Annotated in this window: 18 protein-coding genes, 1 tRNA gene and 1 riboswitch; of the genes, 10 read left to right on the top strand and 9 right to left on the bottom strand. The window is 70.4% G+C overall.

Features of this window, described 5'->3' with window-relative positions:
* Positions 1-59 precede the first annotated feature (59 nt).
* From metG to V5P93_RS03895, 6 genes are all read left to right on the top strand, one after another.
* Complete coding sequence (metG, locus tag V5P93_RS03870; RefSeq protein ID WP_104477245.1) at positions 60-1850, top strand: methionine--tRNA ligase; 1791 nt, start codon at positions 60-62, stop codon at positions 1848-1850.
* The gene (locus tag V5P93_RS03875) at positions 1847-2698 is read left to right on the top strand and encodes a TatD family hydrolase (protein WP_104477243.1); all 852 of its coding nucleotides are present in this window, start codon (positions 1847-1849) and stop codon (positions 2696-2698) included. Before metG ends, V5P93_RS03875 begins: the two co-directional genes overlap by 4 nt.
* Positions 2699-3008: 310 nt before the next feature.
* Positions 3009-4556, top strand: coding sequence for a resuscitation-promoting factor (locus V5P93_RS03880; RefSeq protein ID WP_104477241.1), 1548 nt, complete (start codon positions 3009-3011; stop codon positions 4554-4556).
* A gap of 184 nt (positions 4557-4740) precedes the next feature.
* Complete coding sequence (rsmA, locus tag V5P93_RS03885) at positions 4741-5598, top strand: 16S rRNA (adenine(1518)-N(6)/adenine(1519)-N(6))-dimethyltransferase RsmA (protein ID WP_104477239.1); 858 nt, start codon at positions 4741-4743, stop codon at positions 5596-5598.
* Positions 5599-5706: 108 nt separating this feature from the next.
* Positions 5707-5796, top strand: a riboswitch (SAM riboswitch).
* Between the two features lie 207 nt (positions 5797-6003).
* Positions 6004-7017, top strand: a complete 1014-nt coding sequence (locus V5P93_RS03890; RefSeq protein WP_104477237.1) for a methionine ABC transporter ATP-binding protein — start codon at positions 6004-6006, stop codon at positions 7015-7017.
* 217 nt (positions 7018-7234) lie between these two features.
* The gene (locus V5P93_RS03895; RefSeq protein ID WP_104477235.1) at positions 7235-8200 is read left to right on the top strand and encodes a 4-(cytidine 5'-diphospho)-2-C-methyl-D-erythritol kinase; all 966 of its coding nucleotides are present in this window, start codon (positions 7235-7237) and stop codon (positions 8198-8200) included.
* 129 nt (positions 8201-8329) lie between these two features.
* Here V5P93_RS03895 and V5P93_RS03900 read toward each other — a convergent pair whose 3' ends face one another.
* Positions 8330-8860, bottom strand: a complete 531-nt coding sequence (locus V5P93_RS03900; protein ID WP_146107928.1) for a hypothetical protein — start codon at positions 8858-8860, stop codon at positions 8330-8332.
* 268 nt (positions 8861-9128) lie between these two features.
* Between V5P93_RS03900 and V5P93_RS03905 the strand changes: the two genes are divergently transcribed.
* Positions 9129-10901 (top strand): ABC-F family ATP-binding cassette domain-containing protein, encoded by a 1773-nt coding sequence (locus V5P93_RS03905; protein WP_104477231.1) that lies wholly within the window; start codon positions 9129-9131, stop codon positions 10899-10901.
* Positions 10902-10924: 23 nt separating this feature from the next.
* The gene (locus tag V5P93_RS03910; protein WP_104477229.1) at positions 10925-12577 is read left to right on the top strand and encodes a fatty acyl-AMP ligase; all 1653 of its coding nucleotides are present in this window, start codon (positions 10925-10927) and stop codon (positions 12575-12577) included.
* 914 nt (positions 12578-13491) lie between these two features.
* Here the strand turns inward: V5P93_RS03910 and V5P93_RS03915 are convergent.
* The 7 genes from V5P93_RS03915 to V5P93_RS03945 form a co-directional block, all read right to left on the bottom strand.
* Positions 13492-14025 (bottom strand): DivIVA domain-containing protein, encoded by a 534-nt coding sequence (locus V5P93_RS03915; RefSeq protein ID WP_104477227.1) that lies wholly within the window; start codon positions 14023-14025, stop codon positions 13492-13494.
* Positions 14026-14036: 11 nt separating this feature from the next.
* Positions 14037-14618: an aminoacyl-tRNA hydrolase gene (gene pth, locus V5P93_RS03920; RefSeq protein ID WP_104477225.1), complete on the bottom strand. Its 582-nt coding sequence runs from the start codon at positions 14616-14618 to the stop codon at positions 14037-14039.
* Between the two features lie 73 nt (positions 14619-14691).
* Positions 14692-15309, bottom strand: coding sequence for a 50S ribosomal protein L25/general stress protein Ctc (locus V5P93_RS03925; protein WP_104477223.1), 618 nt, complete (start codon positions 15307-15309; stop codon positions 14692-14694).
* Positions 15310-15679: 370 nt separating this feature from the next.
* Positions 15680-16660, bottom strand: a complete 981-nt coding sequence (locus V5P93_RS03930) for a ribose-phosphate diphosphokinase (protein ID WP_104477221.1) — start codon at positions 16658-16660, stop codon at positions 15680-15682.
* A complete protein-coding gene (glmU, locus tag V5P93_RS03935; protein WP_104477219.1) occupies positions 16657-18183 on the bottom strand; it encodes a bifunctional UDP-N-acetylglucosamine diphosphorylase/glucosamine-1-phosphate N-acetyltransferase GlmU in 1527 nt (508 codons plus the stop codon). Before glmU ends, V5P93_RS03930 begins: the two co-directional genes overlap by 4 nt.
* Positions 18184-18293: 110 nt before the next feature.
* Entirely contained in the window at positions 18294-20114 is a 1821-nt protein-coding gene (locus tag V5P93_RS03940) for a diguanylate cyclase (protein ID WP_104477217.1), read from the bottom strand.
* Positions 20115-20216: 102 nt separating this feature from the next.
* A tRNA-Gln gene (locus V5P93_RS03945) sits at positions 20217-20287 on the bottom strand.
* 332 nt (positions 20288-20619) lie between these two features.
* Between V5P93_RS03945 and V5P93_RS03950 the strand changes: the two genes are divergently transcribed.
* On the top strand, positions 20620-21570 hold the full coding sequence (locus tag V5P93_RS03950) for an acyl-CoA desaturase (RefSeq protein WP_104477215.1): 951 nt from the start codon (positions 20620-20622) through the stop codon (positions 21568-21570).
* 103 nt (positions 21571-21673) lie between these two features.
* On the top strand, positions 21674-22273 hold the full coding sequence (locus V5P93_RS03955) for a TetR/AcrR family transcriptional regulator (protein ID WP_104477789.1): 600 nt from the start codon (positions 21674-21676) through the stop codon (positions 22271-22273).
* Between the two features lie 121 nt (positions 22274-22394).
* Here the strand turns inward: V5P93_RS03955 and V5P93_RS03960 are convergent, their stop codons facing one another.
* Entirely contained in the window at positions 22395-23570 is a 1176-nt protein-coding gene (locus tag V5P93_RS03960) for a sorbosone dehydrogenase family protein (RefSeq protein ID WP_104477213.1), read from the bottom strand.
* Between the last annotated feature and the right edge of the window lie 62 nt (positions 23571-23632).

The raw sequence follows: 23632 nt of genomic DNA on the forward strand, positions 1-23632 counted from the left end.
GGCGGGTCGGGCGCAACCCGGTGGTTCCCGGTCCACGGGCCTCCGTACGCTTGGCCGCTATGAGCGCCCCCGTGCTGACCTCGGTGGCCTGGCCCTACGCCAACGGCCCCCGCCATATCGGTCACGTCTCCGGATTCGGTGTCCCCTCGGACGTCTTCTCCCGCTACATGCGCATGTCCGGGCACAAGGTGCTCATGGTCAGCGGCACCGACGAGCACGGCACGCCCATCCAGGTGCAGGCCGACCAGGAGGGCCTGACCGCCCGCCAGCTCGTCGACAAGTACAACCGGGTCATCGTCGAGGACCTGCACGGGCTCGGGCTGTCCTACGACCTGTTCACCCGCACCACCACCGGCAACCACTACCAGGTGGTGCAGGAGCTGTTCCTCGCCCTGCACCGCAACGGCTACGTGCAGTCCAAGACGCAGATGGGCGCCATCAGCCCCTCCACCGGCCGCACGCTGCCCGACCGCTACATCGAGGGCACCTGCCCCATCTGCGGTTACGACGGCGCGCGCGGCGACCAGTGCGACAACTGCGGCAACCAGCTCGACCCGATCGACCTGAAGAACCCGCGCTCGCGGATCAACGGCGAGACGCCGAAGTTCGTCGAGACCGAGCACCTGTTCCTCGACCTGCCCGCGGTCTCCGAGAGCCTGGGCAGCTGGCTGTCCACGCGCACCGAGTGGCGGCCGAACGTGCTCAAGTTCGCCACGAACCTGGTCTCCGACCTGCGCCCCCGGGCCATCACCCGCGACCTCGAGTGGGGCGTGCCCGTCCCCCTCGACGGCTGGCGCGACCTGCCGATGAAGCGGTTCTACGTGTGGTTCGACGCGGTCGTCGGCTACCTGTCCGCCAGCGTCGAGTGGGCCCGCCGGACCGGTGACAAGGACGCCTGGAAGGAGTTCTGGACCGACCCGGCCCAGGGCTACTACTTCATGGGCAAGGACAACATCGTCTTCCACTCGCTGATCTGGCCCGCCATGCTGCTCGGCCAGAACGGCCGCGGCGACAAGGGCGGCACCACCGGCTCGCTCGGCGACCTGGCGCTGCCCACGGAGATCGTCTCCAGCGAGTTCCTGACCATGAGCGGGTCGAAGTTCTCCACCTCGCGCGGCACGGTCATCTACGTCCGGGACTTCCTCAAGCAGTTCGGGCCGGACCCGCTGCGGTACTTCATCTCCATCGCGGGCCCGGAGAACCAGGACACCGACTTCACCTGGGACGAGTTCGTCCGCCGCACCAACTTCGAGCTGGCCAACGAGTGGGGCAACCTGGTCAACCGGTCCATCTCGATGGCGCACAAGAACGTCGGCGCCGTGCCCCGGCCGACCGCGCCGACCGCCGCCGACGAGCAGCTCAAGGCCCAGTCCAGGGCCGCGTTCGACACCATCGGCGCCAACCTGCGCCGGTCCCGCTTCAAGGCAGCCGCGTCCGAGGCGATGCGGCTGGTCGGCGCGGCGAACAAGTACCTCTCCGACGAGGAGCCCTGGAAGCGCAAGGACGACCCGGAGCGCCGCGACACCATCCTGCACACCGCGCTGCAGGTGGTCTCGGACGCGAACACCCTGCTCACCCCGTTCCTGCCGCACTCGGCGCAGAAGGTGCACGAGCTGCTCGGCGGCAAGGGCGTGTGGGCGGCGCAGCCGGAGCTCAAGGAGGTCGACGACCTCGACCACCCGGAGATCAGCTACCCGATCCTGACCGGTGACTACGCGGGTGAGGCCGCGCGCTGGGAGTCGACCGAGATCGAGGTCGGCAGGCCGCTGGACAAGCCGGAGCCGCTGTTCGCCAAGCTCGACCCGGAGCTCGGCGAGACCGGTCCGGAGTGGGCGCCGATCACCAAGTGACACCCCGCAGAGGCGAGCGACCGCCGGTGCCGGAGCCACTCCCGGCGCCGGTGGTCGACGCGCACACGCACCTGGACGCCTGCGGTGCCAAGGATTCCGCCGAGGTGTCCACAATGCTCGATCGCGCGGCGGCGGCCGGTGTGGACCGGGTGATCACGGTCGCCGACGACCTCGCCTCCGCTCGGTGGGCGGCCGAAGCGTCCACTTGGGACGACCGGGTGTTCGCCGCCGTCGCGGTCCACCCGACCCGCACCTCGACCTTCGGCGAGGCTGAGAAGTCCGCGCTGGAGGAGCTGGCGCGGGCGCCCCGGGTCGTCGCGGTCGGCGAGACCGGGCTCGACTACTACTGGGACTACTCGCCGCCCGAGGCGCAGCACGCGGCGTTCCGCTGGCACATCGACCTCGCCAAGCGGGTCGGCAAGCCGCTGATGATCCACGACCGGGACGCGCACGCGGACGTGCTGCGCATCCTCACCGAGGAAGGCGCGCCGGAACAGGTCGTCTTCCACTGCTTCTCCGGCGATCTCGAGTTCGCGAAAGCGTGCGTGGAACGCGGATTCGTGCTGTCCTTCGCCGGCCCGGTGACTTTCCGGAACGCGGCCGCGCTGCGCGAGGCGGCGGCGTACACGCCCGTCGAGCAGCTGCTGGTGGAGACCGACGCGCCGTTCCTCACCCCGCACCCGTTCCGCGGTCGGCCCAACGAGCCGTACTGCGCCGCGTACACGCTGCGCGACCTCGCGGCGCTGCGCGGTGACGACGTCGCGGAGCTGGCGGGTGCGGTGTCCGCCACCGCGGACCGCGTGTTCCGACTGCGCTCCGTGACATCTGACCTTGCGAGCGGTGAGTGATTGCGATGATCGGGGGATGGGTCGACACCGCCAGCGGTGTGACAGGACTCACGAGATCGCAGGATGTGTTTGCGCAACCCCCTCGGGCTCGTTACTGTCCCGTGACCGTACGACTAGGGGCACCAGCCCCGAGTCGGCCCGGAGCAAGTCGGTACACGTCGGGGTGGCTGGCTACGGGTCGTCGGACACACACGAAAGCGCTGGACGACCGGGCGCGCGCGAGGGAGTGGGCACTGGCGGCTGAGGCCGAGCCGATGCCCGCTGCGACGCGACCGGTGGGTCTCTGCGCCTTCATGGAGGAATCGACCCTGTGAGCGGTAAACAGACCGGCGGTTTCGACCGCCCCGGGCACGACGGCTTCGCGGATACCGACTGGTTCACCCCGGTCCGCAACGTCGCCACCACCACGCTGGACGACGACTTCAAGGCGTGGCAGGCGGAACTCCCGGCCTTCGGCAGTTTCCCGAGCAACCCGAGCTTCCCCGACGTCGACGCCGACACCGGCTACTCCTCGTCGCTCAACATCACCGACCACGACGTCCGGTTCGCCCTCGGCCCGCAGGCCGACGAGATCATGGCGACCGCGGGTGTGGACGTCGACGAGCTGATCCGGCTCATCAACGCCGAGACCACCGTCCTGCCCGTCATCCCGGACGAGCTGTCCGCCGAGCCGCAGCCGCTGAAGGTCGGCACGGCCGAGCCGGACGCCCCCGCGCCGGGCCTCGTCGCCGCCGTCAAGCGGTGGAAGGCGACGTTCCTCAAGGCCACCATCGCCGCGGTCCTGGTGACCCTGATCGGCGGCGGTGGCGCCGCGATCGCGATGAACAACACGGTCACCGTCGACGTCGACGGCCAGACCCACCAGGTCAACACCTACGCCGACACCGTGGGCGAGGTGCTCGCCGAAGAGGGCATCTCCGTCGGCCAGCACGACTCGTTGAGCCCGTCGCCCGCCGCCGAGATCGGCGACGACGGCCGGATCGTGCTCCAGCGCGGCAGGCAGCTCATGCTGACCGTGGACGGCGTGCAGCAGGAGCACTGGGTCCGCGCGGGCACCGTCGGCGACGCGCTGCGCCAGGTCGGCGCCCCCACCAACGGGTCCTGGGTCTCCGCGGCGGGCGACTCCGCCATGCCGCTCAACGGCACCTCGGTGGAGATCAAGACCGCCAAGACCGTCACGGTCTACGACGGCGGCAACGAGCCCCGCCAGATCACCACCACCGCGCTGACCGTCGACGAGTTGCTGCGCGAGCAGAACTTAAGCCTCGGCCCGCAGGACGCGCTCAACACCGCGACCGACCTGAAGATCACCTCGGGTGCCGAGGTCAAGATCAGCCGGACCGGCGTCACCGTGATCAACCAGTCCGAGCCCATCGCCATCCCGGTCCAGAAGGTGGACGACCCGGAGGCGGACAAGGGCAAGGAGACCGTCGTCGAGCCCGGCGCGGCGGGCGAGCGCATGGTGACCTACCGGATCACCGAGAAGAACGGCAAGGTCACCAAGCGCGAGGAGATCGGCTCCAAGACGCTGACCGAGGCCAAGCCGAAGATCGTCAAGGTCGGTACCAAGAAGCCCCCGCAGCCCGAGACCCCGCCGGTCACCGACGGCTCGGCGTGGGACCGCCTCGCGCAGTGCGAGGCCACCGGCAACTGGGCCATCAACACGGGCAACGGCTACTACGGCGGCCTCCAGTTCGACGCGGGCACCTGGCGCGCCTACGGCGGCACCGCGTACGCGGCGCTCCCGCACCAGGCCAGCCGCGAGCAGCAGATCGCCATCGCCACCAAGGTCCGCGACGACCGGGGCGGCTACAGCGCTTGGCCCGCCTGCGCGCGGAAGCTGGGCCTGCCCACCTGATCGGGAAAACCCCGCCAGGAGTTCGAAAAGACCGCCGGTCGCCCACCTCGGGCACCGGCGGTCTTTTCGTTCAGGCGGAAACGATATTCGCGGTGAACGTGAAGGGTTTATCGCGGGCGCTCTCGGTTCGCTTCGCCAGGAGCCGCGGATTAGCCGGGCGCCCCGGTCCCGTAACCTTTCGGAGGTGACCGGATCGGCAGCACTCCTCGGCCCCGCGGACATCCGCAGGCTCGCCGACGAACTCGACGTGCGCCCCACGAAGAAACTGGGCCAGAACTTCGTGCACGATCCCAACACCGTCCGCCGCATCGTCGCCACCGCGGACCTCACGCCGGACGACGTCGTCCTCGAGGTCGGCCCCGGACTCGGCTCCCTGACCCTGGCCCTGCTCCCGGCCTGCGAGCGCGTCGTCGCCGTCGAACTCGACCCGGTCCTCGCCGAGCGCCTCCCGCAGACCGCCGCGGATCGGGCGCCCGAGCTGGCGGGCAACCTGACCGTCATCCACGCCGACGCCATGCGCGTGGCCCGCGAGCAGCTCGGCGAGCCCACCGCGCTGGTGGCGAACCTGCCCTACAACGTCGCCGTCCCCGTCGTGCTGCACCTGCTGGCCGAGGTGCCCAGCCTGCGCACGGTCCTGGTCATGGTCCAGGCCGAGGTCGCCGACCGGATGGCCGCGGGCCCCGGCAGCCGCGTCTACGGCGTGCCCAGCGTCAAGGTCGCCTGGTACGCCGAGGCGCGCCGGGTCGCCACCGTGTCGCGTTCGGTTTTCTGGCCGGTGCCCAACGTCGACTCCGCGCTCGTCCTCCTCAAGCGCCGCGAAGTCCCCACCGGGGTGGCGCGGGCCGAGGTCTTCAAGGTCGTGGACTCCGCCTTCGCACAGCGGCGCAAGACCCTGCGCGCGGCGCTCGCTGGCCTGGCCGGGTCACCGGCGGTAGCCGAGCGCGCACTGGTCGAGGCTGGGGTGGACCCCGGTCTGAGGGGCGAGCAATTGTCGGTACGGGACTACGTCCGGATAGCCCAGGCGTTCACACGCTTGTCGTAGTCCCGTCACACGAGCACTACTCCCTCCGTGTGACGTGCGGAACGTCAAACCCCATCTTGACCGCTCGTACTTGCTTTTGGTGGTCCCGGTCGGGTCTACTCTGTGAGCGATCCATCCTGAGCGGCTGAGAGACCTGGCTCGTTGACGCCGCAGCAACCACCCATCGCGGGCAGGTGCTACCGCCAGGAGCGATGGAGGAGTTGAGAAAGTGATGCGGATCCTCACCTCACGGCGGGTCATCGACCAGTGCAGGCGGACCGTGACGGCATGTCGTCGCATGGCGTAGCTAGCTGATTTTCGCGCAGCACCACGTCTTCGACACCCCTTTCACCACCACATCGGACAGTCCTGACCGGACTTGAGCCGATCCTTCGGCATGCCGCCGCGCCAGCTTGGAGCAGAACCGTGATCACCGTCGAGAACCTGAGCAAGTCCTTCTGGGGCAACACCGGCCCCGTCGTCGCGCTTGACGACGTCACCCTCGAAGTGCCCACCGGCACGATCACCGGTGTCGTCGGCCCCTCCGGTTCCGGGAAGTCCACACTGGCCAGACTCGTCGCGCTCCAGGAGCGCCCCGACAGCGGTGTCATCCGCGTCGACGGGTTCAACACCGCCGCCCTCGACCCGCGCAGGCTGCGCGCCGCGCGCCGCCGCATCGGCGTGGTTGCCAAGGGCGAACTCCTCCCGCAGCGCACCGCCGCGGGCAACATCGCGCTCCCGCTGGAGCAGGCCGGTGTCGACGGCCCGCAGCGGCGGGAGAAGGTCGGCAAGCTGCTCGACCTGATCGGCCTCACCGACAAGGCCGCCCGCTACCCCGACACCCTGACCCCCGGCCAGCGCGCCCGGGTCGAGGTCGCCCGCGCCCTGGTCGGCGACCCCGGCCTGCTGCTGGCCGACGACCCCACCCACGAGCTGGGCACCGACGCCGCCGCGGGCGTGCTGACCGTGCTCGACCGGGCCCGCGCCGAGCTGGGCGCGACCGTGCTGGTGGTCACCAGCGACGCGGGCGTGGTGCGCCGCATCGCCGACGACGTCGCGCTGCTGGAGTCCGGCAAGGTCACCGAGCGCGGCAACCTGCTCGCCCTGGTCCAGGACCCGACCAGCCGCGTCGCCCGCGAGCTGCTGCCCGCCATCGACGCGCCGGAGGAGGCCGCGGCCGGGCACGACCGCGTCGCCGAGGTGGTGCTGGTCGGCTTCGCCGCCGTCGGCGCGCTGCTGCCCGAGGCCACCGCCCGCTACGGCGCGGCGATCTCGGTGATCGGCGGCGGCCTGACCCGCATCGGCGAGACCCCGGTGGCCCGCTTCCTGCTGGGCGTCTCCGGTGGCCACGCCGACGCCGCCCTGGGCTGGATCGCCGAGCGCGGCGGCCTGGTCCGCCAGCGCGTTTCCGGCCTCCACGGCATCGCAGCCGCCGCCTGACCAGGCCGGTCCGCCGGAACGCGAACAGGCGAAAACGACGAGGGGCGCTCCCACCGGGGGCGCCCCTCGCGCGTGTTCGTGCTCCCAGGGCATCGCGGCGGCTGCTTGATCGACCCTGAGCAACCTGCGCGATCTCGCCGCCTCGGCGGAGCCGGGGCCGTGTCACAGCTCTCGCCGCCTTGGCGGACCCAAGGCCGTGTCACAGTAAGGTGGGTTGGTGCTCGCTGTCGTGCCTCCCCCGGTGACCGTCCGCGTGCCGTCCAAGGTCAACCTGCACCTCGCGGTCGGTGACCTGCGCCCGGACGGCTACCACGACCTGGCCACCATCTTCCAGGCGCTCTCGCTCACCGACGAGGTCACCGTCGCGGTGACCGACGAGCCCGGGGTCGAGGTGCACGGCGAAGGCGCCGATTCGGTGCCGACCGGGCCGAGCAACCTCGCCTGGCGGGCCGTGCAGGAGTTGGCCGCGCACGTCGGCCGCGACGTCGACGAGCCTAAGGTGCGCATCGTCATCCGCAAGGGCATCCCGGTCGCGGGCGGCATGGCGGGCGGCAGCGCCGACGCGGCGGCGACCCTGGTCGGGCTGGCCGCGCTGTGGAAGCTGGAGATCGGCCGCGACGAGCTGGCCAAGATCGCCGCGCGGATCGGCAGCGACGTCCCCTTCACCCTGCACGGTGGCACGGCGCTGGGTACCGGGCGGGGTGAGCGGCTGGTGCCGGTGCTGGCCAGGCACACGTTCCACTGGGTGCTCGCGTTCGACCGGCGTGGACTGTCCACCCCGAAGGTGTTCGGCGAACTCGACCGGTTGCGCGAGGACGGCGACCCGCCGCGCATCGGTGAGGTGGAGCCCGTACTAGAGGCACTGGCCACGGGGGACCCACGCCAATTGGCTTTGTTGTTGGGCAATGACTTGCAGGCCGCCGCGGTGTCGCTGCGACCGGGCCTGCGCCGCACGTTGCGCGCCGGGGTGACCGCGGGTGCCCTCGCGGGCACCGTTTCGGGTTCCGGCCCCACTTGCGCGTTCCTGTGCGAGGACGCCGAATCCGCGCTGCGCGTGGCGGCTGAACTCTCCGGCGCCGGTGTCTGCCGGACCGTCCGGGTGGCACACGGGCCGGTGCCCGGCGCCAAGGTGGTCAGCACCGAGGAGGCGCCCCGCCCGGCCCCGCCCGAGGCACACGCCTGAGCGGGGCTGGACCGGACGACTGGGGGCAGGCCGGTCGCGGTTCAGACGTCCGTGCCTGCGGCTCACGCCACCCGGGCTCGCCAGGTCGGGAACGGTGCCGGGTGGGGGTGGGTGGCGGGCGGAAGTGCCTCAGTACTTCCAGTGCCAGCCGGGTACGTCTGTCGGCAGGTTGCGCGGCTTGTAGGTCAGGGTGCCGTGCTCACTGGCCGAGTCGATCAGGACGATGCCGTAGTAGCCGGAGTCGTTGAGGTAGAAGTCGTCCGGCAGGTAGCGGTGCTTGGGCAGGCACGAGGTGATGATCCCCTTGCCGGTCTGCTTGCCCTCGCCGTTCTCCGTGGTGAAGTCCTCGGCGCTCATCCACCAGCCGGAGTCCGGTTGGTACGCCTCGCTGGTCTGCAGCACGATCGTCGCGGCCAGGTAGTGGCCGTTGTTGGGCGGCAGACTGCCCGGTTCGGTGCAGTTCACCGCCTGCACGCTGTCGAGCCACAGGGTCGCCAGCACGGGGCTGCCCCCCGCGCGGATCTCGATGTGCCGCCCGAGCCCCACCCCGCGGGTTCCGTCGGCAGCGGTGTCATCGGACTCGCTCGAACAAGCCGTGAGCGACACGGTCGCCGCCACGATGGCAGCCGCGAACCGCGCCGACCGGCGCACATAAGACATTGGACCTCCAGACGAACTTGTACGTCGTAATTAGTCGATTTTTGTTACCACGTCAAAAGAATCACACGCTCTGTGGCCAACTCGTCGCGCAGCCGGAAAACGATCACCTTGCGTTGCCGGACAAGCGCGGTGGATATTCGGTAAAACTGGGAATGTGATCTTGCGACCGTCCACTTGAGTTTCGTCGACCGCGGTGACCGGGGCCCGTCGCCGTGCTCGGTACGCTGTCGGGTATCCGGCCGCGCGTCATGAGGGAAAGTGCAGGTAGATGGCCAATCTGGTCAACCTGGAGAGCGTCAGCAAGAGCTTCGGCGTGCGGCCGCTGCTCGACGGGGTCTCCCTCGGTGTCGGGCAGGGCGACCGCATCGGCGTGGTCGGGCTCAACGGCGGCGGCAAGACCACGCTGCTGGAGGTCCTGGCGGGCCTCGAACCGGCCGACGACGGCCGCGTGAGTCGCAATCGTGACCTGCGCATGGCGGTTGTCACACAGCGCACCGAGCTGGCGGGCGACACCCCGAGGGCCGCCATCCTCGACCCGCTGGGCATCACCGAGGAGCACCAGTGGGCCGCCGACCCGCGCGCCCGCGCCGTGCTGATCGGTTTGGGAATAACCGACCTCGGCCTGGACAGCCCGGTCGCCACCATGTCCGGCGGCGAGCGGCGCCGGGTGTCGCTGGCCGCCGCGCTGGTGCGCGAGCTGGACCTGGTGGTGCTCGACGAGCCGACCAACCACCTCGACATCGAGGGCGTGCAGTGGCTGGCCGACCACCTGCTGACCCGGGGCACCGCGCTCGTCGTCGTCACGCACGACCGCTGGTTCCTCGACACCGTGTGCACCCGCACGTGGGAGGTCGTCAACGGCCAGGTCGAGCAGTACGAGGGCGGCTACGCGGACTGGATCTACGCCCGCGCCGAGCGCTCCCGGCTGGCCGACACGCTGGAGGAGAAGCGCCGCAACCTGGCCCGCAAGGAGCTGGCCTGGCTGCGCCGCGGCGCGCCCGCCCGCACGTCCAAGCCGCGCTACCGGATCGAGGCCGCCGAGGCGCTGATCTCCGACGTGCCCGACCCGCGCGACACCGTCGAGCTGCTGGCCTTCGCCAAGCGCAGGCTGGGCCGCACGGTGATCGAGCTGGAGGACACCTCGATCAGCGCGGGCGACAAGCCGATCCTCGACCACGAGACCTGGCGGGTCGGCCCGGGCGACCGCGTCGGCCTGGTCGGGGTGAACGGCTCGGGCAAGACGACCGTGCTCAAGCTGCTTGCGGGCGACACGCAGCCCGCGACCGGCAAGCGCGTGCAGGGCCAGACGGTCCGGCTGGCGCACCTGACCCAGGAGCTGCACGAGCTGCCCGCCCAGCAGCGGGTGCTGGAGGCCGTCGAGGAAGTCGCCCGGCGGGTCACCCTGGGCAAGCAGGACCTGTCGGCCTCGCAGCTGGCCGAGCGCTTCGGGTTCCCGGCGAACCGGCAGTGGACCCCGATCGGCGACCTGTCCGGCGGCGAGCGGCGCAGGCTCCAGCTGGCCCGGTTGCTGATGGCCGAGCCGAACGTGCTGCTGCTCGACGAGCCGACCAACGACCTGGACATCGATACCCTCCAGCAGCTGGAGGACCTGCTCGACTCCTGGCCCGGCACGATCGTGGTCGTCTCCCACGACCGGTACCTGGTGGAACGGGTCTGCGACCGGGTCGTCGCGCTGTTCGGCGACGGCAAGGTCACCCAGCTGGTGGGCGGCATCGAGGAGTACCTCACGCGGCGCGCGGCCGTGGTCGCGGAGGCGCCCGCCAAGCCGGTGAAGGCCCCGGTGGTGACCGAGGCCAAGGTGAGCGCGGCCGACCGGCGCGCGGCGCAGAAGGAGCTGGCCCGCGTCGAGCGCCGGATGGGCACCCTGGACAAGAAGGAAGCCCAGCTGCACGACGACCTCGCCGCCGCCGCGACCGACGCGGCCCGGCTGCTCGAACTCGACGCCGAGCTGCGCGCGGTCGTCGCCGAGAAGGGTGAGCTGGAGCTGCGCTGGCTCGAGATCGCCGATACCGCGGAGTAACCCCTGATCTAGGATCTGCTGCCATGAGCAGGTTCGTCGACACGCTGCTGGAAACCGTCCGCTCGCTGGGCGACGCCAAGGGGATCACGACCGGCGAACCGAAGGCCCCGGTCCGCCACACCTGGGGGCAGGTGCACGAGCGCGCGCTGCGCATGGCCGGTGGGCTGGTGGCGGGCGGGCTGCGGCCCCGGGGCGCGGTGGCCGTGCTGGCCGCGGAGCCCGTGACGATCGCCCCCGCGGTCCAGGCGGTGTGGTTGGCGGGTGGCAGCGTGACGATGCTGCACCAGCCGACGGCGCGGACCGACCTCGCGGAGTGGGCGCACGACACGGTGCGGGTGCTGAACATGATCGGCTCGGAGCTGGTGCTGCTCGGTGAGCCGTTCGACCAGTTGGCGCCGCTGCTCGACGAGCACGGGATCGGGTACCTGAAGCTGGCGGAGCTGGGGGCGGGTGAGCCGCTGGCGTCGGTGGTATCGGTTCCGGAGGACGCGCCCGCGCTGCTGCAGCTGACCAGTGGGTCCACCGCGGACCCGAAGGCGGTCCGGATCACGCACGGGAACCTGTACTCGAACCTGACGGCGATGGTGGAGTCGGCGGGGCTGGACGTCGAGCGGGACATCATGGTGTCGTGGTTGCCGCTGTTCCACGACATGGGGATGGTCGGGTTCCTGACGGTGCCGATGACCGTCGGGTTGGAACTGGTGAAGGTCACGCCGGTGGAGTTCCTCGGCGGGCCGTTGGTGTGGGCTGATCTGATCTCGCGGCACCGGGGGACGATCACGGCGGCGCCGAACTTCGCGTACGCGCTGCTGGGGCGGCGTCTGTCCGGTGTGGACTCTTCGGATGCGTACGACCTGTCTTCGCTGCGGCTCGCGCTGAACGGCGCGGAGCCGATCGACGAGAAGGCGGTTGGGTCCTTTGTGGAGCAAGGGGTGCGGTTCGGGCTGCGGCCGGAGTGCGTGTTCCCGGCTTACGGGATGGCCGAGGTGACGTTGGCGGTGTCGTTCGTGCCGCTGATGACGGGGCTTCGGTTGGACCGGATCGACGCTTCGAAGCTGGAGGCGGAGAACCGGGCGGTGCCGGGGGAGGGGCGGGCTTTCGCGGTGCTGGGGAAGCCGTTGCGGGGGATCGAGGCTCGGATCGTGGGGGATTCGGGGGATGTGTTGGGGGAGCGGGAAGTCGGGGAGATCCAACTGCGCGGCGAGGCGGTGACGCCGGGGTACCTGACCGTGGATGGGCCGGTGGACACGCAGGACGCGGAGGGGTGGCTGGCCACGGGGGACATCGGGTACCTGGTCGGGGGTGAGATCGTGATCTGCGGGCGGCGCAAGGACGTGATCATTCTTGGTGGGCGGAACATCTATCCGACGGATATCGAGCGGGCCGCGAATGCGGTGGAGGGTGTTCGGGCGGGGAACGCCGTGGCGGTGCGGATCGACGCGGGGTCGCGGCGGGAGCGGTTCGCGGTGGTGGTGGAGTCGCGGTTGGCGGGGGATGAGGCCGCGGAGAAGGCGCTGCGAAAGGAAGTGGGGGCGCGGGTGTTCGAGTCGGTGAACGCGCGGCCGTCGGCGGTGGTGGTGTTGGCGCCCGGGTCGTTGCCGAAGACGCCTTCGGGGAAGTTGCGGCGGGCTGCGGCGGGGGAACAGGTGGCTTCGCTGGTCAGCTCGGCTGAGTGATTCGGGAGCGTTGCTGGCCTGTGGGGTTGGCGGGTTGGGTGGCGTTGCTGGCCTGCGGGTGAGCGGGTTGGGTGGCGTTGCTGATCTGTGGGCTGGGCGCGTTGGGTTTGTCCGGCTGTTCGCGGAAAAGATGGGCGGCCTCGATTGGGCGAACTTGCTTTGCGCGGGGCCCCTACGGACCTGCGGTGGGGAAGAGCGGTGGGGATGGGCAAGCCCACCCCACCCGCCGGGAAGCTTGGCAGGTCCGTCCCCCCACGCAAAGCAAGTCCACCCAATCAAGGCGTATGGCAGGGGCGCGTTGCGTTCTGGTGGGGGCTGGGCTTCTGCGGCGGTTGAGGGGTGGGCTGGAGTAAAGGAACGCCGGAGTGAAATTCGTGGGCCGGTGGGCCGGTGGGCCGGTGGGCCGGTGGGCCGGTGGGCCGGTGGGCCGGTGGGCCGGTGGGCCGGTGGGCCGGAACGAGCGGCGGTTTGAGCCGTGGGATCGGCGCGATGGTGGTGCGGTGAAAGTGGTCGGGCCTGTTCGGAGTTCAGCCCTCCTCAGCGAGCCACTAGCGCCTTGCAGGCGAATCACTCCCGGTCGGCGCTGCCACCCCGCTGCCGGTGACCCAGCCAAGCTCGTGGATCAGCGGCGGCTGTTGCCGACTCTCGGCGGGCCGTCCCCAACCTGCGGAGGGTTGTCCACAGGCTTGATCATCACCGCCGGAAATCGTCGGTCCCGCTCGGTAGAATGGATATTGGGGGCCGGAGGCGTGAACTTGATCATCGCGGCGAGGGTGTTCGACCTGACCTGATCTGCCGGATTCCGCGTTCCCGCTGTGGATCGGTCTGCTTGCTGCGGAGTCGATGGCCAAGGGGTGGTGGCGGGTTTGTCCTGGTTGGTTCAGCCTGCCGAGTGCGGTTCTTGAGCCGGGAGATCAGCGTTCGCGGCGTTCCAGTTCTTCGATCCAGGCGGCTTGGACGGCGTCCACCGCGTCCGGGTGGTAGCCCTGGCCAGGGTAGGCCGCCAGACCGAGTCGTATGCCCTTGATCTGGGCGGCGGTGGGGCCGGCGCCGTGTTCGAAGGCGGCTCGGTCTAGCAGGTGCGCGAGGCGCTCAACGTCGTTGGGGTGGTAGCCCCTGGTGGTGGGGGGCGCTGGCGGGAGGGGGAGGTAGGGGATCTCCGAGTTCGTGGGTTCTCGGGGGTCCATCTCCTTCGACCGGGTCTCCAGCTCCGCCACGACCGTGTCCAGGAAGTGGTCCACCTGGTCCTCGTTGTAGCCGCGCTTGACCAGGGGGGCCGCGTCGAACTCGACCTGGCGGACGTCCTTCACCGTCAGCCGCGCCTTGCCGGACAGGGCGGCCTCCACCTTGTCCAGGAACTCGTCCACCTGGTCCTCGTGGTACCCGCGCCTGCCGAAGGGGGCTTTGTCGAAGGTCACCGCGCGCACTGACTCCGGGGTGAGGGTCATGGTGGCTCCCGTCAGGTCGCGTGGAACGAGTTCTGGGCGGCTTCCAGGCCCTGGGCCACCAGGGTCGCCACCGCGTCCGCGCACCGGTCGATCTCGAAGGCCAGGTCCTTGCGCTCGGTCGTGCCGAAGTCCCGCAGGACGTAGTCCGCCGGGTCCATCCGGCCCGGGGGGCGGTCGATGCCGAAGCGGACCCGATAGTAGTCCTTGGTGCCCAGCGACTTGGTGATCGAACGCAGGCCGTTGTGCCCGTTGTCGCCGCCGCCCAGCTTGAGCCGGAGGGCGCCGAAGGGCAGGTCCAGTTCGTCGTGGACGACCACCACCCGGTCCGGGCCCGCCTTGAAGAACTTGGCCGTGCCGACCACCGGGCCGCCGGAGAGGTTCATGAAGGACCGGGGCTTGAGCAGCACCACGCGGTGGCCCGACAGCCTGCCCTCCAGGACCTCGGCGCCCGCCTTGTGCGCCTTGAACCGGCCGCCGACCCGGGCGGCGAGTTCGTCGAGGACCAGGAAGCCGATGTTGTGCCGGTTGCCCTCGTACTTCGGGCCCGGGTTGCCCAACCCGACCACCAGCGTCGGCGCGTCGCCGTCGACCATGCGCACTCCCGGTTAACCGCCGGTGCCCCGGCCCAGCGAACTGGGACCGGGGCACCGGGTGGAAATCTGCTCGTCAGCCCTCGTCGGACTTCGGGGTCTCGACCACACCGGCGCCCTCGGTGTCGAGCTCGCCCTCCAGCTGCTCCGCCGTCGGGGCCGTGTTGACCGCCAGCACCAGCGCCTCGGGGTCGCCCGCCAGCGACGCGCCGCGCGGCAGGGTGACCTGGGCCGCGGTGAACTGGGTGCCCGCCTGCGCGCCCGCGATGTCCAGCTCGACCTGCTCGGGGATGTGCAGCGCCTCGACCTCGATCTGCAGCGTGGTCAGGTCCTGGGTGATCAGGGTGCCGGGGGAGGCGTCGCCGTTGATCACGATCGGGACGTCGACGGTGACCTTCTCGCCGCGCTTGACCAGCAGCAGGTCGACGTGCTCGATGTAGTTCTTCAGCGGGTGCGTGGTGACCGTCTTGGTCAGCGCGAGCTCGGTGTCCGAGCCGATGTTGAGGGTGAGCACCGCGTTGTGGCCGTGCTCGCGGACCACGCGGGCGAACTCCAGGCCCGGCAGGGCCAGGTGCTGCGGGTCGGAACCGTGTCCGTAGAGCACGGCAGGGATCTTGCCCGCACGGCGGGTGCGGCGGGCGGCGCCCTTGCCGAACTCGGTGCGCTGTTCGGCGGCCAGACGTACCTCGGACACGGTGGTGCTCTCCTTGCGATCAAAGTGCGGCGGGGGCGCGACTTGTAGTCGGGGCAGCCTGCGGCAAGGGGCACGGAGGGCGCGAGACGTACGGCTCTTGCGTCCGCCACGTCGATCACGCCAGGCGCGATGCCCGCCTCGCCGAGGCAACTCGAATAGTTTACGCACGCACCGCGCGTGGGGCGAACCCGGGGGTGCGCCCCACGCGCGGCTGCTGGCTGATTCTTGAGGTGACCGGCCGGTTAACGACGCTTGTCGACTGGTCGGACGGCGGCGTCTGCGCGGGTTTCAACGGCCCCGCTCGCGGCCCTCCAAACCGGGGACGACGCCGGGCGGGGACGTGGGGGGTGGGTGGTGGGCGAAAATCGACTCAGGCGTCGCCGTCGAACAGCGACGTGACCGAGCCGTCCTCGAACACCTGCTGGATCGCGTGCGCGAGCAGCGGGGCGATGGACAGCACGGTCATCCCCGGGAAGCGCTTCTCGTCCGGGATGGGCAGCGTGTTGGTGAACACCACCTCGCGGGCGCCGCACTCCGAGAGCCGGTCGCGGGCCGGGCCGGACAGCACGCCGTGGGTGGCGGCCATGACCACGTCCGAGGCGCCCTCGTCGAGCAGGTGGCGCACCGCCTTGGCGATGGTGCCGCCGGTGTCGACCATGTCGTCGATGACCACGCAGAGCTTGCCCTCGACCTCGCCGACCACCCGGTTGGCCACGACCTCGTTGGGCTTGAGCGGGTCGCGGGTCTTGTGGATGAACGCGATCGGTACGCCGCCGAGGTCGTTGGCCCACTTCTCGGCGAGCTTGGTGCGGCCCGCGTCGGGGGAGACCACGACGATGTTCTGCTGGGGGTAGTTGTCCTTGATGTAGCGGGCCAGGATGTTCTGCGCGAACAGGTGGTCCACCGGGCCGTCGAAGAAGCCCTGGATCTGCGCGGTGTGCAGGTCGACGGTCATGATCCGGTCCGCGCCCGCGACCTTGAACAGGTCGGCGATCAGCCGCGCGGAGATCGGCTCGCGGCCCTTGTGCTTCTTGTCCTGCCGGGCGTACGGGTAGAACGGCATGATCACCGTGATGCGCTTGGCGCTGGCCCGCTTGAGCGCGTCGACCATGAGCAGCTGCTCCATGATCCACTGGTTGATCGGCGCGGAGGCGCTCTGCATGACGAACGCGTCGCAGCCGCGCACCGACTCCTCGAACCGGACGAAGATCTCGCCGTTGGCGAAGTCGTACGCCGACTGCGGGGTGATGCTCACGTTCAGGTGCTTGGCCACTTCTTCGGCCAACTCCGGGTGCGCGCGACCGGAGAACAGCATGAGGTTCTTCTTCGGGGTCCCGGTCTTGATGCTCATGGGGTCTCGTCCTCGCTGTTCGTCTTGACCGCGTCCTGGTGGGCGCCCTGGTCGGCGTCCTGCTGTGCGCGCTGGGCGCGCTCGGCGGCCTCGGCCGCCGCGGTGCCCGGGCGGCGGCTGACCACCCAGTTCTCGACGTTGCGCTGCGCACCACCGGAGACCGCGAGCGCACCCGGCGGCACGTTCCGCCGGATGACGGTTCCGGCACCGCTGTACGCCCCGTCACCAACAGTGACCGGTGCCACGTACATGTTGTCGGACCCCATCCGCACATGGGAGCCGACAACTGTGTGGTGCTTGTTCACCCCGTCGTAGTTGACGAACACGCTAGCCGCACCGATGTTGCTGTGGTCACCGATCGTGGCGTCACCCACATAGGACAGGTGTGGAACCTTCGAACCGGTCCCGATCTGCGCGTTCTTGGTCTCGACGAACGTCCCGATCTTGCCCTTGATCCCCAACCGGGTGCCCGGCCGCACGTAGGCGAAGGGTCCGACGGTGGCGCCGTCGCCGATTTCCGCGCTCGCTCCCTGGGTCCGGACGACCGAGGCTTGCTCACCCACTGTGACGTCGGTCAGCGTGGTGTCCGGTCCAATGACGGAATTGGCCCCAATGGCGGTGACTCCCCGCAACTGGGTGTTCGGCTCGACCAGCACGTCGCGGCCCAGCACCACGTCCAGCCCGATCCAGGTCGTGGCCGGGTCGACGACGGTCACCCCGGCCCGCATCCAGCCCTCGACCACGCGGCGGTTCAGCTCGGTGCCGAGCCGGGCCAGCTGCACCCGGTCGTTGACGCCCTCGACCAGCCACGGGTCCGCGCACACCAGGGCGCCGACCCGGCGGCCGTCGCCGCGGGCGATGGCCAGCACGTCGGTCAGGTACAGCTCGCCCTGGGAGTTGTCGGTGGACAGCCGCGACAGCCCGTCGGTCAGCACCTCGGCGTCGAAGGCGTAGACGCCGGAGTTGACCTCGTCGATGGCGTGCTGCTCCTCGGTGGCGTCCTTGTGCTCGACGATCGCCCGCACCGTGCCGTCCTCGGCCCGCAGGATCCGGCCGTAGCCGGTCGGGTCGGGCACCTGGGCGGTCAGCACGGTGACGGCGTTGGCCTGCTCGGCGTGCTCGGCCAGCAGCGCGTCGAGGGTCGCGGTGTCCAGCAGCGGCACGTCGCCGTAGGTCACCACGACGGTGCCGGTGATGGTGCCGAGCGGGGCCAGCCCGCAGGCGACCGCGTGGCCGGTGCCGTCCTGGGTCTCCTGCACCGCGGTGGTCACCTCGCGGCCCAGCGCCTCGGCGACGCGTGCCAGGTGCGCGCCGACCGCGTCGCGGCCGTGCCCGAGCACGACGACCAGGTGGTCCGGCTTGAGCCCGGCGGCGGCCCGCACGGCGTGCTCGACCAGCGGCCGCCCGGCCACCGGGTGCAGCACCTTGGGGGTGGCCGACTTCATCCGGGTGCCCTCCCCCGCGGCCAGGATGACCGTGGTGACCTGGCCCGGACGTGCCCGATCGGGGGTGGTTCGCGACATCGCACTCCCTAGCATGTGGCTCAACGATCCTGGTATCGGCTCAAACCAGTTGGAGGCACGGTCGCTCGCGGGCAGGTGATCGCTCCTACGACGCCGGCCGGGGGCCGATCCTACGTGGCCTCGCGCAGCACCCATCCCGGGTCGTCCGCCTTGGCCTGCCGGTCGCCATCGGTACTGTGGGCGCTTCGGTGCTTCCCGTTGCCCGCGCGGTGTCCGCCGCCCTGGTCGGCGCCGTGGCCGGACCGGTTCTCCGCCGCCTCGTCCGCGTCGCTGCCGCTGATCGCGACGATGTCGTTCCCGCCACCGCGCTTGGCCTGGTACATCGCCGCGTCCGCGCGGGCCAGCGCGCGCACCGCGGTCTCCTGCGGGCGCAGCGACACCACGCCGATGGACAGCGTCACGCCGTGCGAGAGGTCCTTGGGCAAACCCGAGACGGCGTTGATCGCGCGGCGCAGCGCGGCCTCGGCGGCGGTCAGCGGCGCCCCGGGCAGCAGCACGATGAACTCGTCGCCGCCGTAGCGGGCCACCATGTCGCTGCCGCGCAGCGCGTCGCGCAGGGTGCTGGCCACGACGCGCAGCACGTCGTCGCCCTCGGCGTGCGACATCCGGTCGTTGACGCCCTTGAAGCCGTCGAGGTCGACCAGCGCGATGGCCAGCGGGTGGTTGGCGGGGGAGGAGGCCAGGGTCTCCAGCCGCTCGTCGAGCGCGCGCCGGTTGGGCAGGCCGGTCAACGGGTCCTGCAGCGCCTGGCGGGTGATGGTGCCGTGCATCCGCGACAGCCGCTCGTGCTCGCGGCGGGTGTTGAGCGTGGCGATCCGGGACTCGCGCATGTCCCAGAGCTGGGCCTCCAGTTCGGTGGCGTAGTGCTCCAGCGCGCTGGTGGTGCGCTCGCCGCCGTCCGGTCCGGACAGCCGCGCGTACTCCCGGATCAGGCACAACCGCAGGGTCGGCTCGGCGGCCTCGTGGTACATCAGCGCGCGCGCCTTGCCCAGCACCTCGACGGCTTCCTCCTCGCGGCCCTCGTGCTCCAGGCAGCGGGCCAGCGCGATGGCCACGATCACCAGCTCGCGCGGGTAGCGGCGGGACTCGGTCAGGCCGCGCAGCCGCTCGATGTGCGTGCCGGACGGCTGGGCCAGGGCCAGGGCGGCGCCGATGACCGGGTTCTGGTCGGCGGCGGCCAGGTGCGCGTCGCGGGGGAACAGCGACTCGCGGAACGGCGCCTCCACCGCGACCGCGATGGCCGCCGCGGTGGCGAAGCGCTCGGCGGCGCGCTCGTCCTCGCTGATCCGCTCCAGCCGCAGGCCCCAGCCGACCAGCAGCCGGGCCCGGTTGATCAGGTGCACGGAGATCAGGTGCGGGCCCGCGCTGGCCCGGATGCTCTTGTTCGCCCGGTTCATCACCTGGTCGGCGATCTCGTACACGCCGAGCTGGGTGAGCACGGTGCCGATGTCCATCAGCGTGGCGGCCATGATCATGTCCCAGTTGCGGCCGCCGAACTGGGCGTCGGGGGTGATGTCCTCGTCCAGCATGGCCAGCGCGACCGCGGCCTCGCTCAGCGCGGCGTCCTCGGCGCCCGCGAGCAGCAGCCTGCGCCCGCGCAGCGCGTGCGCGTCGGCCTGCAGCACCACCAGGCCGTGCCTGCGGGTGTGCGCGAGGAGTTCGTCGAGCAGCGGTTCGGCGGAGTCGGCCAGCTCGTTGTTGACCACCCGCACGGCGACCGCGGAGCGCAGCAGCTGGGCCACCATGCGCGGCTCGCCGCGGTGCTGCGCCTCGGCGAGCAGGCGGTCGACCTCCGCGGTGTGCCGGACCCGCTCGAGCACCGGGCTGACCTGGATGACCGCGAGCAGTTCCCGGGCGCGGCCGACCAGCCAGGCGTCGGAGCGCTCCTCCAACGCGGGCAGTTCGGTGTCGTCACGCTGCTCGTCGTCCACGTGGCCCGCGGCACCCCCCTGTGCTTCTCCGGTTGTCCTGCTCGGAGGTGGTCGACGGGTCTAACCGGACACCCGTGCTTCGGGGGGTACCCGGTGACCGTGCTCCGCCGCCAGGATTCGAACCTGAACCATTGGAACCAAAATCCAAGGTGCTGCCTTTACACCACGGCGGACCGTGCGCGGTGTTCGCTCACAGTGGGGAACATCGTGGCATGCGCGTGGTGGTGCGGGCAGCAGTACCCGCGCGATTGGACTCCGGTCGCGTCCGTTCGGGTGTTAGCGGCATCACAAGCTCCACGACGGTGTTACGCACCGGGGCGATTCGGGTGCGGTGCGTTCCGGTCGGTGGCGAATCGAGTCCCACCCGTTCGTCGGGTTGTGTCGAATCTCCCGGTGGGTACGCCTGCCGGAGGTACTGGCGCGGGCGCTGGTCCAGTCCTTACGCTGTCGTAAGTTACGGCACCGTAGGTGAGGCCGACTCCGACCGGTTTCGGGAAGGACATCCATGACGAGCACGCTCGACGCTGACGCGGGAGTGGACAAGAAGGGCCCCAAACCGATCATCGAGGGCAGGCGCAACCTGGCCACGCAGATCGCGGTGTACGTGTTCATCCTCGTGCCGTTCGCCGCGCTCGTCGCGGCCGTCCCGCTGCTGTGGGGCTGGGGCATCGGCTGGGTGGACGTGGCGTTGGCGGTGTTCTTCTTCTACTGGAGCGGCCTCGGCGTGACCGTCGGCTACCACCGGCTGTTCACCCACGGGTCGTTCAAGGCCAAGCGGCCGTTGAAGATCGTGCTCGCGGTCATGGGCAGCATGGCGGTGCAGAGCCCGCCGATCACCTGGGTCGCCGACCACCGCCGCCACCACGCGTTCTCCGACCGCGAGGGCGACCCGCACTCGCCGTGGCTCTACGGCACCTCGCCGTGGGCGCTGACCAAGGGCTTCTGGCACGCGCACATGGGCTGGATCTTCGACCACGACACCACCAACAAGCAGCGCTTCGCCCCCGACCTGATGGCCGACCCGGACATCCAGCGGGTCAACAAGCTGTTCCCGTACCTGACCGGCCTGACCCTGGTCCTGCCCGGCGTCATCGGCGGCCTGATCTCGTGGTCGTGGTGGGGCGCGTTCACCGCGTTCTTCTGGGCGGGCCTGGTGCGGGTCGCGGTCCTGCACCACGTGACCTGGTCGACCAACTCGATCTGCCACATGATCGGTGAGCGCCCGTTCGCCAGCCGCGACAAGGCCGCCAACTTCTGGCCCCTGGCCATCCTCAGCTTCGGCGAGTCCTGGCACAACCTGCACCACGCCGACCCCACCTGCGCCCGCCACGGCGTCCAGCGCGGCCAGATCGACACCTCGGCCCGACTGATCTGGATCTTCGAGAAGTTCGGCTGGGTCACCGACGTCCGCTGGCCCAGCGAGGCCCGCCTGGCCAAGCTCGCGGTCACCAAGTAGCCGAGCGGGTTCGGGCCGCCCGCGTTTTCCGGTTGGCCCGAACCCCTAGGCTGGGTCGGTGGCGGCGAGAAGAGCGGAGCCGGAAGCACCCGTGCGGGTGCGGATGACCGGCAAGGAACGCAGGCAACAGCTCCTGGACGTCGCCCGCGCCCTCTTCGCCGAAAAAGGCTTCGACGGCGCGTCGGTCGAGGAGATCGCGCACCGCGCGCACGTCAGCAAACCCGTGGTGTACGAGCACTTCGGCGGCAAGGAGGGCATCTACGCGGTCGTCGTGGACCGCGAGATGCGCACCCTGCTCGAAGGCATGACCCACGCCCTTTCCGAGGACGCCCACCCCCGGGTGCTGCTCGAACGGGCCGCGCTGTCCCTGTTGGACTACGTCGAGGGCAGCACCGACGGGTTCCGGATCCTGGTGCGGGATTCCCCGGTGGCCACGGCCACGGGCACGTTCTCCAGCCTGCTCAACGACATCGCCAGCCAGGTGGAGCACATCCTGGGCGTGCAGTTCGCCAAGCGCGGGTACGAACCGAAGCTGGCGGCGCTGTACAGCCAGGCCCTGGTGGGCATGGTGGCCTTCACGGGTCAGTGGTGGCTGGAGGCCCGCAAACCGGCGAACGTCGAGGTGGCCGCCCACCTGGTGAACCTGGCCTGGAACGGGCTGTCCAACCTGGATGGTGCGCCGGTCTTGCAGGAACGGCCGTGATCTCGACCTGTGGTCTACCTCGACCGGAGTTGTGCCGATCAGGTCTTCATTTCGTGCTGTAGTCGGGTGTTCATGGGAGTTCCGCGCGGGCGGCCGTGGCCGGACGGCCGCCGTGGTGGGCTTACGCGGGTGTGATGCGGAGCAGTTTGTCGTCGGTGCCGTTGGACGTGGTGACGTACAGGGATCCGTCGGGGCCGGTTCGGGCGGCGCGGAGGCGGCCGTACTTGTTGGTGAACTCCGGTGGGATGGTCACCGACGTGACGTCGGCCTTGTCGTTGAGGGTGAGGAAAATGAGTTTGGCGCCCTTGAGCGCCGTGATGACCAGCGCGCCGTCGAGCGTGCCCCACTTGGGGCCGTTGACGAACGCGGCGGCGCAGATGGCCTCGGTGGTGGCGCCCGATTCCCACTTGGCGGGGACGGCGTCGGGGAAGCGGGTCCGGTCGGTCATCGGGACCGACTCGTCGTACCGGGTCGAGGTGCCGCCGCGGGAGGGGTCCCAGCCGTAGTTGGCGCCGGGGATCGAGAGGTTCACCTCGTCGTTGTTGTCCGGTCCGTGTTCGGCGGTCAGCACCTGGCCGTTGTTGCGGACCGCGACCCCTTGGACGTTGCGGTGGCCGTAGTTGTACACCGGCGAACCCGGGAACGGGTTGTCCGGCAACGGTTTCCCGGTCTTCAGATCGATCCGCAGCACCTTGCCGCCCAGGTTGTTCTTGTCCTGGGCAGCGGTGGGCTGCGCGGTGTCGCCGGTGCCGACCAGCAGCGAGCCGTCCGGCCCGATCGTGGTGCGGCAACCGGAGTGCCTGCCACCGGACGACAGCGGTAGTCCGGTGAGCAGTTCCTTGACCCTCGTGGCGACGAGTTCGTCCTCGGTCAGCCGCCAGGTGACGAGCCGGATGTCCACCGGCTGGCCGTTCTCCTGGTGCGTCTGGCAAGTGGTGAACTCGCGTGTCGTAGCGAAGTCGGGGTGCACGACCAGACCCATGAGGCCGCCCTCACCGCGCACCTGCACGGTGTGGGTGGCCGCCTTGAGCCTGGTGATCGTGGCACCTGGCCTGGCCGACGACAGCAGCGCGATCTCTCCCGTGCGCTGCGTCACCAGCACCTTGCCGTCCGGCAGGAAACCCACGTCCCAGCCGTGGACCAGACCGCTCGCCACGGTCTCCACGGTCAGGGCGGGCGCGCTCGCGGGAACGGGGGCCGGACCCGTCCCGCCTGGCTCGGCGGACACGACCGCCGCCGAGGCGCACCCGGCGAGCACCACCAACGCGGACGCGATTATCAGCGTGTTTCGGCGCATACCCGCAAGAATGCCCCACATCGGGACCTCGTACCGAACGGGTCCGAAACCGGCCATTCCCA

The organism is Actinokineospora auranticolor (assembly GCF_041897805.1).
GTDB lineage: Bacteria > Actinomycetota > Actinomycetes > Mycobacteriales > Pseudonocardiaceae > Actinokineospora > Actinokineospora auranticolor.

What these genes read in the sequence shown, in the direction of transcription:
- V5P93_RS03950 (WP_104477215.1), top strand. Translation starts at nt 20,620, where the DNA reads ATGACGAGCACGCTCGACGCTGACGCGGGAGTGGACAAGAAGGGCCCC.
- metG (WP_104477245.1), top strand. Translation starts at nt 60, where the DNA reads ATGAGCGCCCCCGTGCTGACCTCGGTGGCCTGGCCCTACGCCAACGGC.
- V5P93_RS03955 (WP_104477789.1), top strand. Translation starts at nt 21,674, where the DNA reads ATGACCGGCAAGGAACGCAGGCAACAGCTCCTGGACGTCGCCCGCGCC.
- pth (WP_104477225.1), bottom strand. Translation starts at nt 14,618, where the DNA reads ATGGTCGACGGCGACGCGCCGACGCTGGTGGTCGGGTTGGGCAACCCG.
- V5P93_RS03960 (WP_104477213.1), bottom strand. Translation starts at nt 23,570, where the DNA reads ATGCGCCGAAACACGCTGATAATCGCGTCCGCGTTGGTGGTGCTCGCC.
- V5P93_RS03915 (WP_104477227.1), bottom strand. Translation starts at nt 14,025, where the DNA reads ATGACCCTCACCCCGGAGTCAGTGCGCGCGGTGACCTTCGACAAAGCC.
- V5P93_RS03905 (WP_104477231.1), top strand. Translation starts at nt 9,129, where the DNA reads ATGGCCAATCTGGTCAACCTGGAGAGCGTCAGCAAGAGCTTCGGCGTG.
- V5P93_RS03900 (WP_146107928.1), bottom strand. Translation starts at nt 8,860, where the DNA reads ATGTCTTATGTGCGCCGGTCGGCGCGGTTCGCGGCTGCCATCGTGGCG.
- glmU (WP_104477219.1), bottom strand. Translation starts at nt 18,183, where the DNA reads ATGTCGCGAACCACCCCCGATCGGGCACGTCCGGGCCAGGTCACCACG.
- V5P93_RS03930 (WP_104477221.1), bottom strand. Translation starts at nt 16,660, where the DNA reads ATGAGCATCAAGACCGGGACCCCGAAGAAGAACCTCATGCTGTTCTCC.
- V5P93_RS03910 (WP_104477229.1), top strand. Translation starts at nt 10,925, where the DNA reads ATGAGCAGGTTCGTCGACACGCTGCTGGAAACCGTCCGCTCGCTGGGC.